Here is a 13,625-nt window from a genome sequence, read left to right as displayed (position 1 = left end):
CCCGGATCATGACACCCGTCATACTAGTGCCCCGTCAAGGTGAAGGGGGTCGTTTATCCGTGGTCCAGGTGGTCGCTGGCAAGGCGCGGGAAAGCCGCTCGTACCGGGTTGTACTTGGGCTTTCCCGAACCGCCGCCAGCGGCCGCCTGGGCCGCGGAGAAACGTGCCCTCTTCGCCTTGACGGGGCACTAACGTCGAGGGCATGGCGATGAACGCGGTACACCGCCGTCTGTGCCAGTCGGACGGATGGGCCACCCGCATGCGCTCACGGGTGCTCCCCTGGGCGATGCGCGACGTGCCCCTGACCGGCAACGTCCTGGAGCTGGGGCCCGGCTACGGGGTCACCACGCGCTGGCTCGCCGGGCACGGCGGGCGGATGACCGCGGTCGAGGTGGATCCCGCGCTCGCCGCCGACCTGCGGGACCAGTTCCCGGCGGTGGACGTGCGGGAGGGTGACGGGGCCGCGCTCCCGTTCGAGGACGAGACCTTCGACGCGGTCGTGTGCTTCACGATGCTGCACCACGTGCCGTCACCGGAGCACCAGGACCGGTTGTTCGCGGAGGCGGCGCGGGTGTTGCGCCGGGTGGGGTGTTCGCGGGGTCGGACAGTGTGCTGAGCCTGCGGTTCCGGCTGTTGCACATCGGGGACACCATGGTCCCGGTGGATCCCGGGACGATGCCGGATCGGTTGCGGCGCACCGGTTTTCAGGACGCGGCCACCGAAGCGGGTGGCCGGTCCTTCCGGTTCAACGCGACGCGCTGAACCGGTCGATCGCCGCCCTGGGAACTACAGGTCGAGACGGTAGGTGATCAGGTTCGTGCCCGGCACCGGGCTCCAGTCGGCCGCCGGGGTGCGGCGGAACCCCAGTCGCTCGTACAACCGGTGTGCCACAACCATCTCCCGTGAGCTGCTCAACGTCACCGCACGCAGCCCCAGCTCCTCGGCACGCCCGATCACGCGCCGGGTCAGGGCCTCGCCCACTCCCCGTCCCCTGGCCGAGGGCGACACCGCCAGCATCCGGAACTCCAGCTCGTCCGGTGCCGACACCTGTGCCCACGACGAGCCCGGCGGCGCGATGGTGACCGTGCCCAGCACGGCGCCCGTGTCGTCCACCGCCACCAGCAGCTCCGCCTCCTCCGCGCGGGGGCGGGCGTCCGCGAGCTTCAACGCGTACGGGCCGGTGACCTCAGCGACGAAGTCGTCCGCGCGGTAGGCGTCGATCGTCAGCTCGCCGACCGCCGCCAGCTCGTCCTCACGGGCCTCCCGGATCGTGATCTCACTCATCGGACTCCTCTTCGCCCACCTGCGCGACCTCCCGTGCCGCGTCCGGGCCCTGTTCGAGCAGCACCCGGAAACCGTCCTCGTCCAGCACCGGGACCTTGAGCTGCACTGCCTTGTCGTACTTGGTGCCCGGCGCGTCGCCGACCACCACGAACGCGGTCTTCTTCGACACCGAGCCGGACGCCTTGCCGCCGCGGGCCATGATCGACTCCTTGGCCTCGTCGCGGGAGTAGGTCTGCAGGCTGCCCGTCACCACGATCGACATGCCCTCGAGGTTGCGCACGATGGACTCGTCGCGTTCCTCCTCCATCCGCACGCCGGCACGCTGCCACTTCTCGACGAGCTCGCGGCGCCAGTCGGTGGCGAACCACTCCCGCAACGCGGTCACGATTGTCGGGCCAACGCCTTCCGCCTCGGCAAGCTCCTCCTCCGACGCGTCCATGATGCGTGGCAGGGAACCGAACTCCAGCGCCAGTGCGCGCGCGGCCGTCGGGCCGACGTGCCGGATCGACAGCGCCACCAGTACCCGCCACAGTGGACGCTCCTTGACGGTGTCCAGGTTCTGCAACAGCTTCTGGCCGTTGGCCGACAACGCGCCCGCCTTGGTGCGGAACAGCTCGACCGCCAGGAGCTTCTCCTCGTCGAGGTCGAACAGGTCGCCCTCGTCGGCCAGCACCCCCGAGTCGACCAGGGCGGCCGCCGCCTCGTAGCCCAGGACCTCGATGTCGAGCGCCGAGCGGCCCGCGACGTAGCTGAGGCGTTCCTTGCGCTGCCCAGGGCAGTACCGGGCGTTGGGGCAGCGGATGTCGGCGTCGCCCTCCTTCTCGTACGCCAGCGTCGTGCCGCAGGACGGGCACGTCGTCGGCATCGTCCACTCGCGGGCGTCCTTCGGCCGGGCGTCCATGACCGGCCCGAGCACCTCGGGGATCACGTCACCCGCCTTGCGGATCACCACGCGGTCCCCGATCAGGACGCCCTTGCGCCTGACCTCGCTCGCGTTGTGCAGCGTTGCCATCGAGACCGTCGACCCGGCGACCTTCACCGGCGCCATCACCGCGAACGGCGTGACGCGGCCGGTGCGGCCGACGTTGACCTCGATGTTCAGCAGCGTCGTCGTCGCTTCCTCCGGCGGGTACTTGTAGGCGATCGCCCAGCGCGGCGCCCGCGACGTGCTGCCGAGCCTGCGCTGCTTGGCGACGTCGTCGACCTTGATCACGATGCCGTCGATCTCGTGCTCGACGTCGTGGCGGTGCGTGCCCCAGTACTCGATGTGCTTGAACAGCTCATCCCGGTCGGAGATCACCTTGGTGTGTGCCGAGACGGGCAGGCCCCACGCCCTGAGCGCCTCGTACGCCCGCGACTGGCGCTCCGGCTCGAAGCCATCGCGCTTGCCGAGGCCGTGGCAGATCAGCTTCAGCCTGCGGCTCGCCGTGACCTTCGGGTCCTTCTGCCGCAACGAGCCCGCTGCCGTGTTGCGCGGGTTGGCGAACGCGGGCTTGCCCGCCTCGACGAGCTTGGCGTTCAGCTCCGTGAAGTCCTCGACGCGGAAGTAGACCTCGCCGCGGACCTCCACGAGCCTGGGCACCGGGAACTCGTCGGTGCCGGTCAGCTGGGTCGGCACGTCCTCGATGGTGCGGACGTTGAGCGTGACGTCCTCGCCCGTGCGGCCATCGCCCCTGGTGAGGCCCCGGACGAGCCGCCCGTTCTCGTACAGGAGGTTCATGGCGAGCCCGTCGATCTTCAGCTCGCACAGGTACGAGGTCGGCCCCAGCTCCTTCTCGACCCGGTCCACCCACGCGCCCAGCTCGTCGGCGTCGAAGGTGTTGTCGAGGCTGAGCATGCGCTCCAGGTGGTCGACGGCCCTGAACTCCGTGGAGAACGTGCCGCCGACCTGCTGACTCGGCGAGTCCGGCGTGACCAGGCCCGGGTGGGCCTCCTCGATGGCGAGCAGCTCGTGCCACAACACGTCGAACTCGCCGTCGGAGACGGTCGGCGAGTCGAGCACGTAGTAGCGGAAGCGGTGCCCGTTGATCTCCTCGGAAAGCGCCCCGTGGCGCTCCCGCACCTCGGTCGGCACGTCCTCGACGCCTTCGGCCTTCACACTCTCGTCTGCACTGGTCACGAGGGCAGACTAGTCGGCAGCACCGACATTTTCGGGCCCGTCGAGGTCCCGCACGAGGGTCCTGAGTTCGAGGAGCCCGATCGTGTCCGCCGGCTCCGTCGTCGCGGTCTCCACGCGCCGCAGCCTCCTCGCCGCGAGCCGCTCCCCCAGCGCCGCGTCGAGCGGCAGGTAGGTCATGGCGTCGCGGGCCGCGGGTTCGAGCGCGGCCATCTCCGGGTGGTAGACGGCCACGTCGACCACGTCCCCGTCGACCTGCGCGACGACGCGGACGTCGGCGAGCGGGATGCGGTGGGCGCCGAGGTTGACCGTGACCTCGGTCGGGTCGGGGACGGGCGGGACGGAGTCGTGGTACTCCCAGATCGCGTCGGGGGCTGGGGCGGCCGCACGCCACGCGTCGGTGTAGGGACGCAGTCTCGGGTCTTCCTGCCCGCTCAGCACGAGCGCGTAGATCGCACGCTGGCCGCGTTCGAGGGAGAAGTGCAGGTCGGGGTGCAGTTCGGCGACGAGGTCGCACAGCTGGTTCTCGACCCGCTGCGGCTCACGGTCACCGAGCGCGGCGGCCACCTCGGGCAGCGCCTCGTACCAGCCGCACCAGAAGCGTTCCGCGAGCATCTCCGGGGTCGGCCGATCGGGTTCCTGACGCGGCTCTTCCTTGCGCCTGAACCACTTCACGCTCTGATCCCGTCCAACACGATCGACAGCAGCCGTTCCTTGCCCTCGTCGTCAGCGTACGTGCCGCTGGCGCCGCGGCGCTGACCTACCAGGACTCGGGTGGTTCCACGAAACCCTTGCCGAGGTCGCGGGTGAGTTCCAGTGCCCGGCGGGCCCATTTCGCGGTCGCGCCCGCCAGGCCGCACGTCGGGGTCGGGACGGCGCGTTCCGCGAGCAGGCCGCGTGGGAAACCCAGGCGGTCCACCAGTTCCAGGGCCGGACGGGCCACGTCGTGCAGGGTCGGCGGGCGGGCAGGGTCGGTGCTCGGGACCAGGCCAAGGAAGAACACGCAGCCGTCGTCCCATGCCTCGCCCAGCTGGTCGGCGAAGACCGAGGGCATGCCGTCCAGCAGCGTGGCGTCCAGGGAGATCGCGTCGGCGCCCGCCTCACGGAACAGGGCCACCGGCGGGCGTGGGGCGCAGCAGTGGACGACCACCGGCTGGTCCGTCGCCTTCCGTGCCGCGTCGAACAGGCTCGCCAGGACCTCGCGGGCCTCCGGGGCGGCCACCGAGGGGACCATGCTCAGCCCGGACGGGGACGGCAGCGCACCAGCCAGCACCGCGGGGAGCGAGGGCTCGTCGAACTGCACGACCACGTCGGCACCCGTGCGCCTGCGGACCTCCGCGACGTGCCGGGTGACGCCCTCGGCGAGGGACTCGCGGAAGTCGCGCAGCGCGCCTTCGTCGGTCATGACGCGGTGCCCGCGCGGCAGCTCGATCTCCGAGCACAGCGTCCACGGGCCGGCGAACTGCACCTTCACCAGCTTCGGCTTCGCGTGCTCGGCCGCCTCCTCGAACGCGTCGAGGTCGCGGCGCAGGTGGTCGACGGCCGTGCGGTGATCGCCGCCGGGCCGGGCCGACACCCGGTACGCCGATGGCACCACCTCGACCGCGAGGTCGACCAGGAGCGCGGCGGTCCTGCCGATCAGGTCGGCGCCGAGGCCGCGATTCGGCAGCTCCGGCAGGTTGGGCAGACCGGGCAGCTCGCCGACCACGACGGCCGCCGCCTCGCCGGGGTCGGTGCCCGGCATGGAGCCGACCGCGGTGGCGGTGCCTTCGGGGAACGTCACGCGCACAGTCTGACTCATCCCTCATGGTCTAGACCTATTGACCTAGTGGTCTGAACCACTTAACGTGAGTCAACGCCTACTTCCAGCGACGTGAGAGGTGTGTGTCGGGGACATGCGCAAGGTGATCACTACTGCCGTGGCGGCGCTCGCCGCCGGACTTCTTGCCCTACCAGCACAGGCGGCGGTGGCCGGACCGACGGCCGCGCCCTACATCGACATCACGATGCCATCGCCGTCCCTCGTGGACGTGGCGAACGCGACCGGGCAGAAGGTGTTCACGCTCGCGTTCGTGCTCGCCGACTCGACCGGCTGCAACCCGTCGTGGGGCGGCACGATCCCGCTCGACGACCCACGCGTCATCGGGGACATCCAGGCGCTGAAGGCCATGGGTGGCGACGTGATCGTCGCGACCGGCGGCGCCGCGGGCCCGTACCTCGAGTACACGTGCGGCAGCGCCGACGCCCTCGCCGGCGCGTACCGGAAGATCCTCGACGCGACCGGCGCGACCCACCTCGACGTCGACGTCGAGGCCACCATCCCGCAGGACACGGTCAACCAGGCGCTCAAGCAGCTCCAGGACGAGCGGGGCACGTCGATCAGCTACACCATGCGCGTGCTCGGCGACGACTACGGGATGGACCCGTACTCCGTGCAGGTGCTGCGGTCGGCGGCGGCGCACGGGGTCGACGTGCTGGTGAACCCGATGACGATGGAGTTCGGTTCCAGCAGGCCGGACTGGGGTGACGCGGTGATCGCCGCCGCCGAGTCGACGCTGGGTCAGATGCGGACGATCTGGCCGTCCATGTCGGACGCCGACCTCAAGCGGCACCTTGGCGTCACGCCGATGATCGGCCGCAACTTCAACGGGAGGATCTTCGACCAGTCCGACGCGCGGCAGCTCGTGGACTGGGCGAACGCCAACCAGATCGGGCTGCTCGCGTTCTGGTCGGCCGGACGCGACAACGGGTCGTGCCCTGGCGGCGGGGTCTCCCCCACCTGCTCGAGCATCGCCCAGTCCGACTACGAGTTCACCACGATCATGCGCGCAGGGTCATGACGGTGCAACCGGTGCGCGCAGCTCGGCCGCGACGATCTTCGCGGCGGCCGCCTGCCAGTTGTGGAGGGTCCGTTCCGGCACCTGGTCGACGAACCAGGCGAGCGCGCGGCGAGCCGAGGGGTCCAGCTCGGTGACCTTCGTGCGCACGCTGTAGGGACGGACGCCTGCCACGTAGTAGAAGTAGAGGGCGTTGTAGTGCCGCCACTCGTCGGACGTGCCGGAGTCGCCGTCCGCCGGTTTGAGACGGGTGATCGTCGCCAGCAGCACCGACTTCAGCTCGGTCGCGCGGGCAAGTGGCGCGTCCGGGATGCCGCGCTCGGCGAGCCGGTCGGTGATCACCGGCAGCGCGGCGAGCGGGCTGGACGCGAGCTTGCCGAGGTCGGCGTAGTGCGACAACGCGCGGCGGGTCAGCCGGGCGAACTCGTCGTCGTCCACCCCGAACAGCGGGGCGGGCGCGCGGCGTGGCAGTGCGGCGGCGACCTCGCGGAGCGCGGTGCGTTCCTGACGCAGGTCGGGCGCGTCGCGGAAGGCGAACCGGTCGGCGAGGGCGTTGATCGGCCTGGCCAGCACCTGCACGGTGATCGCGGCCGCGACCACGCCGTACAGCAGCAGGTCGAGCGACCGGTCGACGAGCAGCGCGGCGAGCGCGACCTGGCTGCCGAACAGGATCGCGACACCGCCCGCGATGACCAGCGACCACACCATGTCGCGGCGGATCGCCTCGCCCTCGTCGAACGCGTCGAGCATCGCGACGCAGCCGCCGAGCAGCAGGAGATCGAGGCCGATCCCGGCGAGGAGCAACGTCCCCGGCAGGTCGTCGAGGAAGCCGAGCAGGACGAGCCCCGAGCCGAGGCCGAACAGCAGCAACGCCGCCACGAGCACGCCGAGGCCCGTGCCCAGCCGGGCGCGGCGGCGCAGCAGCAGGGCGAGGGCCCAGAACAGCGGCACCACCACGAGCCCCGCGAGCGGCGCGAAGAACACGCTCGCCGCCGCGACCACCAGTGACGCGGGAGCCACGATGCGAAGCCACTGCCGCTCGGTCTCGGCGGGGTCGGGCAGCAACGACACCAGCACCCCCGTCCACAGCACGGCCGGGAGGCACAGCAGGACGGTGTGGACGCGCTCGTCGAGGAACGGCTGGTCCGCGGCGAGCGCGAGCCCGTAGACGAGAAGGCCGAGGCCAGCGCGTTGTAACGTGGCCTTCCTGGGGTCGCGTGCGATTAGGTACAGGCCCAGCCACCAGGCGAGCCCGAACGCCACGACCGTCAGCACGCTGCCACCTCTCACTCGATTACGGTGGGGTTCATGCTGTCAGACCTGCCCGACGTGGCCGCCGCCGCGAGTCGCATCGCGCCCTACGTCCGCCGCACCCCGGTCCTGCGCGCGGAGGTCGACGGGCGGCCGGTGGTGCTGAAGCTGGAGCACCTGCAGCGGACCGGGTCGTTCAAGGTGCGGGGCGCGCTGAACGCGTTGCTCGGCGCCGACCCACGACCAGAGCGGGTGGTGACGGCGTCGGGTGGCAACCACGGGCTGGCGGTCGCGACCGCCGCTGCCCTACTCGATCTGCCCGCGACCGTCTACACGCCGGAGTCGGTACCGCTCGCGAAGGCCCGCCGGATCGAGGCGACGGGCGCCAAGCTGATCCGCAACGGCGCCACCTACGCGGAGGCGGCGTCGGCGGCGATGGCCGTGCCTGACGCGCTGTACGTGCCCGCCTACGACCACCCACTGGTGATCGCCGGTCAGGGCACGTGCGCGGCGGAGGCCGTGGCGGCAGCACCCGACGTGGACACCCTGGTGGTGGCCGTCGGCGGCGGCGGGCTGGCGGCGGGCACCGTGCTGGGTGCCGGCGGCAGGCACGTACTCGCGGCGGAACCCGAGGGCTGCCAGGCACTGCACGACGCACTCGAGGCAGGTCGACCGGTCGACTCCCCGGTCGGCGGCATCGCCAAGTCAGCACTCGGCGCGACGCGCGTCGGCGCCGTGCCATTCGCGATCCTGCGGTCGGTGACGTCGGTGCTGGTGTCGGACCGGGAGATCCTCGCCGCACGGGACCGGCTGTGGGAGGAGTTCCGGCTGGCCGTGGAACCCGCGGGCGCGGTGCCGTTCGCGGCATGGCTGGCAGGCACGGTGCCAGGCGAACTGGCCTGCCTGGTCCTGTGTGGAGCCAACACGGACTGGACCCCGGTGGACTAGGACTAGTCAGTACTGCTGCCACTCGGAAGTGGCCAGGCGCAGGACCTTCGGGTCGTCCAGTGTGGACGGGGACTCGGTGCCGGCCGGGCGGCGGTCCACCGGGAAGATGGCGGCGGCGGCCAGGTTCGCGTCGTCGAGGAAGTGCAGCGGCTCGGGTGGGTCCAGGCGCAGTGGTGGCGCATCGCCCGCCTGGGCAAGGACGAAACCCCAGTCGCCGAAGGTCGGGACGTTCACGTGGTACGGGGTGGTGGCCAGGCCGCCTGCCCGCACGGTCGCGTTGATGCAGTCGTAGGTCCTCGGGGCGAAGTACGGCGAGCCCGCCTGCACGACCAGGCGACCGCCGGGGGCGAGCCGCTGCCTGGCGAGTGAGTAGAACTCCTCCGAGTACAGCTTCGCGGTGGCCGTCGAGTCGGGGTCGGGCATGTCGATGATCACCGCGTCGAAGTGTTCGCGGGCGTCGCGCAGCCACGTGAACGCGTCGGCGGTGACCACCCGCACCCGGGGGTCGTCGAGCGAGTTCCCGTTCAGCCCGGCGATCGTCGGGTTCTCGCGGGCCAGCCGCAGCACCGACGGGTCAAGCTCGACCTCGACCGCCTCCCGGACATCCGGGTACTTCAGCACCTCGCGCAGCGCGAGCCCGTCGCCACCGCCGAGGACCAGCACCCGGTCCCGCTTGCCCGCGAGCACGGGATGGACCAGCGACTCGTGGTAGCGGTACTCGTCGAGCGAGCTGAACTGCAGGTCCCCGTTGAGGAACAGCCTGGTGTCCTTCGGGCCCGCCACCACCGGCGACGACTCGGTCAGCACGATGTCCTGGTAGTGCGTGGTCTCCGAGTACACGACCGGGTCCTCGTACAGCTCGTCGCGGGCGTAGCGGAGGAACGCGTCGCTCTGGGCGAACGCGAAACCCAGCACCGCCAGCACGCCGACCGTGCCGATGGCGAGCGCCAGCCTGCGCCGTGCGGACACCGAGAACAGGAACATCGCCACCGCGGCACCCGCGACCGCGTTGACCATGCCGACGAGCAACGCGCCTCTCGTCTGCCCGAGGAGCGGCAGCAGCAGGAACGGGAACGCGAGCCCGCCGATCAGCGCACCGATGTAGTCGGCGGCGAACAGGTCGGCGGTCGCGGAACCGGCGTCCTGCTTACGGATCCGCTGCAACAGCGTCATCAGCAGCGGGATCTCTGCGCCGATCAGCCCGCCGACGAGCAGCGCGATGCCGATCAGCGCGGGCCAGTACAGGTCGAGCCACGTGAACGCGGCGTGCAGGCCGAGAACGGACAGGCCGCCGAACAGCGCGAGCAGTGCCTCGACGACCGCGAAGCTCAGCAACGGCCTGCTCTGCAACGGTTTCGCGGCGAGCGACCCGATACCCATGGCGAACACCATGGTCGCGAGGACCACGGACGCCTGGGTGATCGAGTCGCCGAGCAGGTAGGAACCCTGCGCGACCAGTGCCAGCTCGTAGACGAGCCCGCACGCCGCGCAGACGAACGTGGCGAACAGCAGCCCCGCGCGTGCCGCGCGGGTCCTGGTCTCGGTGTCCGTGATCACCTAGTGCCCCGAACCGGAAATCTGGCACGTGATTCGGCGGCCCAGCTTCCTGACAGCGGCGTTGCCGATCCACCCAAGTACAACCCGGTACGAGGGAGGATCGGCGCCTTGCCGGCAGAAACCTGGATCCACCGACTCACGCACCGCATTTCCGGTTCGGGACACTAGAAGATCGCGACGGCGACGATCGCCGAGACCGCGAGGTGCGACGCGCCGCTGACGTACACCGCGGGGTGCGGCTCCTCGTGGACCATCATCTGGCCCAGGTTCCCTGGCGTGACCGCGTCGAGCACGACGAACGAGACACCCATGAGGACCAGGCCGAGAATGCCGTACGCGGCGGTCGACAGCAGACCTTCCGCCCAGTTGCCCTGGCTGGCGGCGATCGCGGTGGCCACGATGATGCCGACACCAAGCAGGTTGGTGGACAGCAGGATGGCCGCGTTCCGGTTGCGCTGCACCCAGACCTGCTCGCGCAGGTTGCCAGGGGTCAGCACGTCGACCAGCACGAAGCCGAGGGCCATCAGCACCAGACCGACCAGGCCGTAGGTTGCGGCGATGCCGACTTCACCAAAGACGTCGGAAACCATGTCGGGGTTACTCCTTGTTCTTCTGGTCAGTTGGTGCGACGTCCTCTTCGGACGGATCAGGGCGGTCCCTGGTTGGCTCTACGGGCGGGTCCAGCTCCGGCGGCTCGTCGAGCTTCTCGGCCGTCTCCGGCTCCGCGACCGAGTCCGCCTCCGGCTCCGCGACCCGTACCGGTTCCGTGGGTGGATCCGGTACCGGTCGTCGCACGGCGATCGGTGCGGTCGGCGGTTCGTACCTCGGCGGCGCGAGGTCGTCGGGCACGGTGTCCGGGACCTCGTAGGACGCTGGCTTCGGCGGGCGGTTGCGCAGCACCCACCACGCGAACACCCCGGCCGCGAGCAGCAGGCCGACGGCCCACAGGATCAGGCCGCCGCTGTTGCGCCAGAAGTCCGAGCCCGGGTCGTCGGTCAGCGACGCGTCGGCGGGCGCGTCGCCCGTCGCGGGCGCCGCCTCGATGGGCTCGCCCATGCCCTTGTCCGCGGCCAGCAACGGCAGCGCGGCGACGGCGTTGCCGATCACGACGTCCGGGTCCTCGCCGGTGAGGCCGTCCCAGTCGAGACCGAGATCGTCCAGATCGGACGTGCTGGGGCCGCCGGACGAGCTGGAAACCCCGTAGGACGCGGAGTCCTCCGACTCCGACGACTCGCTCGTGTAGGTGATGGACACGTCAAGGATCACGTACTTCGAGCAGGACACCGTGTCCACCGGTTTCCCGGCGCCGAGGTCGGACCCGACGCTTTCGGCCGGGCCCGAGATCGGGTCGCTCACCTTCACGTGCCAGCCGTAGCAGACATCCTGGGCCGCGGTCGCCTCCGCGAGGGTGGCCGCCAGGTCGTCGGCGTCGGCGGGGTCGAAGATCACGTCCGCTGATGCCGTCGACGGCGCCGCGAGCAGCAGCAGCGCCGAAAGTCCGGCCGGGACCAGCATTCTCACTTGCCGCCTCCCGGTCCGCCGCCACGGAAGTTCTCACCGGAGCCGCCGGTGCCCCACACCCCGCCGACGTACGGCAGCCAGTGCGCGTAGCCGCGGCGCTCGTCGTCGACGTAGATCCGGGAACCCGTGCCGCTGGCGGTGACCGCGACGATGTCGTCGGAGTACCGCAGGTAGTAGCCGGACGGGTCGAGTCGCGTGTCCGCGGGCTTGCGGGCGGCGCGGATCTGTTCGTACACCGCCTTCGGCTTCGCGCTCGACGTGTAGACGACCGAGTCGCCGTTCGCGGACTGGCGGCGGTAGTTGTCGTCAAGATACGACCGGATGCCGCCGCCACCGAAGATCGCGAACAGCAGCACGATCAGGCCGACACCACCGATCGCACCCGCGACGATCATCTTCGTGCGAAAACTCATCGGGGGCTCACCACGCTCTTCGTGTACACCAGCTCGCCAGCCTGTGGATAGGCGTGCCAGGTCTGCCATGCCACACCGTTGTCGACGACGGCCGCCGACAACGCGGTCACCGCGAGCGGCGAACCGGGGAACTCCGCGACGAACGCGTTCTGGTCCGCCTCGCAGGCGGCGATCACCCTGGACACCTCGGCGCCGAAGTCGGCAGGGCGGTCGCAGCGGGCCGCGAAGCGCACGACGTAGTCGCCGACGACCTGCTCCTCACGCGCGGGCAGCGCGCCGGGCCGGTCCGGAAGGCACGCCACGGTTTCCGACCAGTCGCCGAGCACGACCTGGTGCGAGGCACCGAGGATGCGTAGTTCCACGGACAGACCGCCCAGCGTCACCGTGTGGGTGCCCAGGGCCGGTAACGGTCGCAGCCCGTAGGCGAGGCTCAGGTCCGCGGCTCGCGAGTCGGCGAACCGCGTGTCGATCGTCTTCCTCACGTGCGATCACTGCCGGCCGGATACACGCGCAACGCGGGCAGCGCGATGGACTCGCCGAGCCCGGCCTCCCACTTGCCGCCGTCGAAACGCTCGAAGGACAGCGCCTTGCCGTCCGGGCCCTCGTAGTCGACGTACTCGACGGAGCCGCGCTCCGCGACGGTCGTGGTGCCCTCGGACGTGTACTTCGCGGTGCCGTCCTCCTCCTTGCGGTAGGTGACGCCGCCGACCTCCATGGTCTTGCCGCCGGGCTCGGTGACCTCCTCGGTCTCCCGCCACAGCACCACTTCCAGGTCCGGGTCCTCCTCGACCGACACCCACACGCGGGCACCGCGCGCGTCGTCGAGGAAGTGCTCCGACCAGGTGTAGCCACCCTCGGTCAGCCGCAGCGAACCACGCACGAAGTACAGCTGGTCGCCGTAGTCGATCATGTCGCCCGCGCGGACCGTGCGGATGTCGGTGACACCCTCGTGGTCGGCGAGCGGGTCGACCGGCTTGCCCGGCCGCTCGTCCACCGGCTTCCGGTTCTGCCGGGAGCGGAGGTAGAGCACCACGCCGACGGCCACGACGGCAACCAGGATCAGGACCAGCAAGAGCTCCATGGCCGCGAGCATAGTAGGAGGAATCGGACCGTCATGGCCGGATCAGCAAAGATCCGGACACGGTTCAGCTCGCACCAAGGCAGACGAAGGGGCGGCGCAACGGGTCCTGCGCCACGGCGGCGGCGAGTGCCGAGGCCGGTGCGACCCCATCGGCGACGCTGGCGTGGTAGGTGACCATCATCTCAGCCGAGGACGCGTCGCCGACCCTGCTGGTGGCCGCGACGACCGTGCGGACCCCGCTCGCGAGCAGGCCACCCGCGAACCCGAGCGCCTCGTCGCCTGGCCTGATGTGGTGCAGCGCCAGCTCGCACGCGGCCAGCACGACGTGGCGCGGCGGGTCCGAAAGGCGCGCCAGCTCGTGCGCGAACAGCGGCCCGTCGGCCAGCTCCAGCCGGGAGAACATGGCGTTGGCGGGCTCGTGCTCGCCGTGCGCGGCGAGGTGCGCGACCGACGCACCGTCCATAGCGGACAGCACGGCCGACACCCGTGCCGTGTCGTCACCGAGCAGCACGGCGTCCGGGTAGGTGTCGGCGAGACGGCTCTGCTCCGCGACCGCGTCCCGCAACCGAGGCCCGCGCGCCAGCACGACCCGGCCGCCCCGCGACCCCGGCGCGGTC

At 70.9% G+C, this 13,625-nt stretch carries 15 protein-coding genes; 3 read left to right on the top strand and 12 right to left on the bottom strand.

Features of this window, described 5'->3' with window-relative positions:
- The first annotated feature begins 202 nt into the window (after positions 1-202).
- Positions 203-616, top strand: coding sequence for a class I SAM-dependent methyltransferase (locus WBA97_RS00550; RefSeq protein ID WP_424228617.1), 414 nt, complete (start codon positions 203-205; stop codon positions 614-616).
- Between the two features lie 170 nt (positions 617-786).
- Here the strand turns inward: WBA97_RS00550 and WBA97_RS00545 are convergent, their stop codons facing one another.
- From WBA97_RS00545 to WBA97_RS00530, 4 genes are all read right to left on the bottom strand, one after another.
- A complete protein-coding gene (locus tag WBA97_RS00545; protein ID WP_424228616.1) occupies positions 787-1,284 on the bottom strand; it encodes a GNAT family N-acetyltransferase in 498 nt (165 codons plus the stop codon).
- On the bottom strand, positions 1,277-3,403 hold the full coding sequence (gene ligA / locus WBA97_RS00540) for an NAD-dependent DNA ligase LigA (protein ID WP_424228615.1): 2,127 nt from the start codon (positions 3,401-3,403) through the stop codon (positions 1,277-1,279). The genes WBA97_RS00545 and ligA overlap by 8 nt, the downstream gene beginning before the upstream one ends.
- A gap of 9 nt (positions 3,404-3,412) precedes the next feature.
- Positions 3,413-4,075: a hypothetical protein gene (locus WBA97_RS00535; protein WP_424228614.1), complete on the bottom strand. Its 663-nt coding sequence runs from the start codon at positions 4,073-4,075 to the stop codon at positions 3,413-3,415.
- Between the two features lie 85 nt (positions 4,076-4,160).
- Positions 4,161-5,201, bottom strand: coding sequence for a methionine synthase (locus WBA97_RS00530; protein WP_424228613.1), 1,041 nt, complete (start codon positions 5,199-5,201; stop codon positions 4,161-4,163).
- A 94-nt stretch (positions 5,202-5,295) separates the two neighbouring features.
- Here WBA97_RS00530 and WBA97_RS00525 point away from each other — a divergent pair, with 94 nt between their 5' ends.
- A complete protein-coding gene (locus WBA97_RS00525) occupies positions 5,296-6,240 on the top strand; it encodes a chitinase (RefSeq protein ID WP_424228612.1) in 945 nt (314 codons plus the stop codon).
- On the opposite strand, the gene WBA97_RS00520 is transcribed toward WBA97_RS00525, so the two are convergent.
- Complete coding sequence (locus WBA97_RS00520) at positions 6,235-7,512, bottom strand: hypothetical protein (RefSeq protein ID WP_424228611.1); 1,278 nt, start codon at positions 7,510-7,512, stop codon at positions 6,235-6,237. The genes WBA97_RS00525 and WBA97_RS00520 overlap by 6 nt on opposite strands.
- A gap of 33 nt (positions 7,513-7,545) precedes the next feature.
- On the opposite strand from WBA97_RS00520, the gene WBA97_RS00515 reads away from it, so the two are divergent.
- A complete protein-coding gene (locus tag WBA97_RS00515; protein WP_424228610.1) occupies positions 7,546-8,436 on the top strand; it encodes a serine/threonine dehydratase in 891 nt (296 codons plus the stop codon).
- Between the two features lie 6 nt (positions 8,437-8,442).
- Here WBA97_RS00515 and WBA97_RS00510 read toward each other — a convergent pair whose 3' ends face one another.
- The 7 genes from WBA97_RS00510 to WBA97_RS00480 all read right to left on the bottom strand — a co-directional run.
- Positions 8,443-9,993, bottom strand: a complete 1,551-nt coding sequence (locus WBA97_RS00510) for a polyamine aminopropyltransferase (protein ID WP_424228609.1) — start codon at positions 9,991-9,993, stop codon at positions 8,443-8,445.
- 164 nt (positions 9,994-10,157) lie between these two features.
- A complete protein-coding gene (locus tag WBA97_RS00505; RefSeq protein WP_424228608.1) occupies positions 10,158-10,583 on the bottom strand; it encodes a DUF350 domain-containing protein in 426 nt (141 codons plus the stop codon).
- Positions 10,584-10,590: 7 nt separating this feature from the next.
- On the bottom strand, positions 10,591-11,514 hold the full coding sequence (locus tag WBA97_RS00500) for a hypothetical protein (protein WP_424228607.1): 924 nt from the start codon (positions 11,512-11,514) through the stop codon (positions 10,591-10,593).
- Positions 11,511-11,927 carry a DUF4247 domain-containing protein gene (locus tag WBA97_RS00495; RefSeq protein ID WP_424228606.1) on the bottom strand — a complete coding sequence of 139 codons (417 nt, stop codon included), beginning with the start codon at positions 11,925-11,927 and terminating at the stop codon, positions 11,511-11,513. Before WBA97_RS00495 ends, WBA97_RS00500 begins: the two co-directional genes overlap by 4 nt.
- A complete protein-coding gene (locus WBA97_RS00490) occupies positions 11,924-12,409 on the bottom strand; it encodes a DUF2617 family protein (RefSeq protein WP_424228605.1) in 486 nt (161 codons plus the stop codon). Before WBA97_RS00490 ends, WBA97_RS00495 begins: the two co-directional genes overlap by 4 nt.
- Complete coding sequence (locus WBA97_RS00485; protein ID WP_424228604.1) at positions 12,406-13,008, bottom strand: DUF4178 domain-containing protein; 603 nt, start codon at positions 13,006-13,008, stop codon at positions 12,406-12,408. Before WBA97_RS00485 ends, WBA97_RS00490 begins: the two co-directional genes overlap by 4 nt.
- Positions 13,009-13,072: 64 nt before the next feature.
- Positions 13,073-13,625: CHAT domain-containing protein (locus tag WBA97_RS00480; protein WP_424228603.1), on the bottom strand; the 553-nt coding region annotated here is incomplete at its 5' end.

It is taken from the genome of Actinophytocola sp., assembly GCF_049647105.1.
Taxonomy (GTDB): domain Bacteria; phylum Actinomycetota; class Actinomycetes; order Mycobacteriales; family Pseudonocardiaceae; genus Actinophytocola.
Note: the sequence above shows the minus strand (reverse complement) of the source record. Positions and strands in the feature narration are given on the sequence as shown.

Coding starts and splice junctions, on each gene's coding strand:
- WBA97_RS00505 (WP_424228608.1), bottom strand. CDS start 10,583: ATGGTTTCCGACGTCTTTGGTGAAGTCGGCATCGCCGCAACCTACGGC.
- WBA97_RS00530 (WP_424228613.1), bottom strand. CDS start 5,201: ATGAGTCAGACTGTGCGCGTGACGTTCCCCGAAGGCACCGCCACCGCG.
- WBA97_RS00550 (WP_424228617.1), top strand. CDS start 203: ATGGCGATGAACGCGGTACACCGCCGTCTGTGCCAGTCGGACGGATGG.
- WBA97_RS00515 (WP_424228610.1), top strand. CDS start 7,546: ATGCTGTCAGACCTGCCCGACGTGGCCGCCGCCGCGAGTCGCATCGCG.
- WBA97_RS00495 (WP_424228606.1), bottom strand. CDS start 11,927: ATGAGTTTTCGCACGAAGATGATCGTCGCGGGTGCGATCGGTGGTGTC.
- WBA97_RS00485 (WP_424228604.1), bottom strand. CDS start 13,008: ATGGAGCTCTTGCTGGTCCTGATCCTGGTTGCCGTCGTGGCCGTCGGC.
- WBA97_RS00545 (WP_424228616.1), bottom strand. CDS start 1,284: ATGAGTGAGATCACGATCCGGGAGGCCCGTGAGGACGAGCTGGCGGCG.
- WBA97_RS00525 (WP_424228612.1), top strand. CDS start 5,296: ATGCGCAAGGTGATCACTACTGCCGTGGCGGCGCTCGCCGCCGGACTT.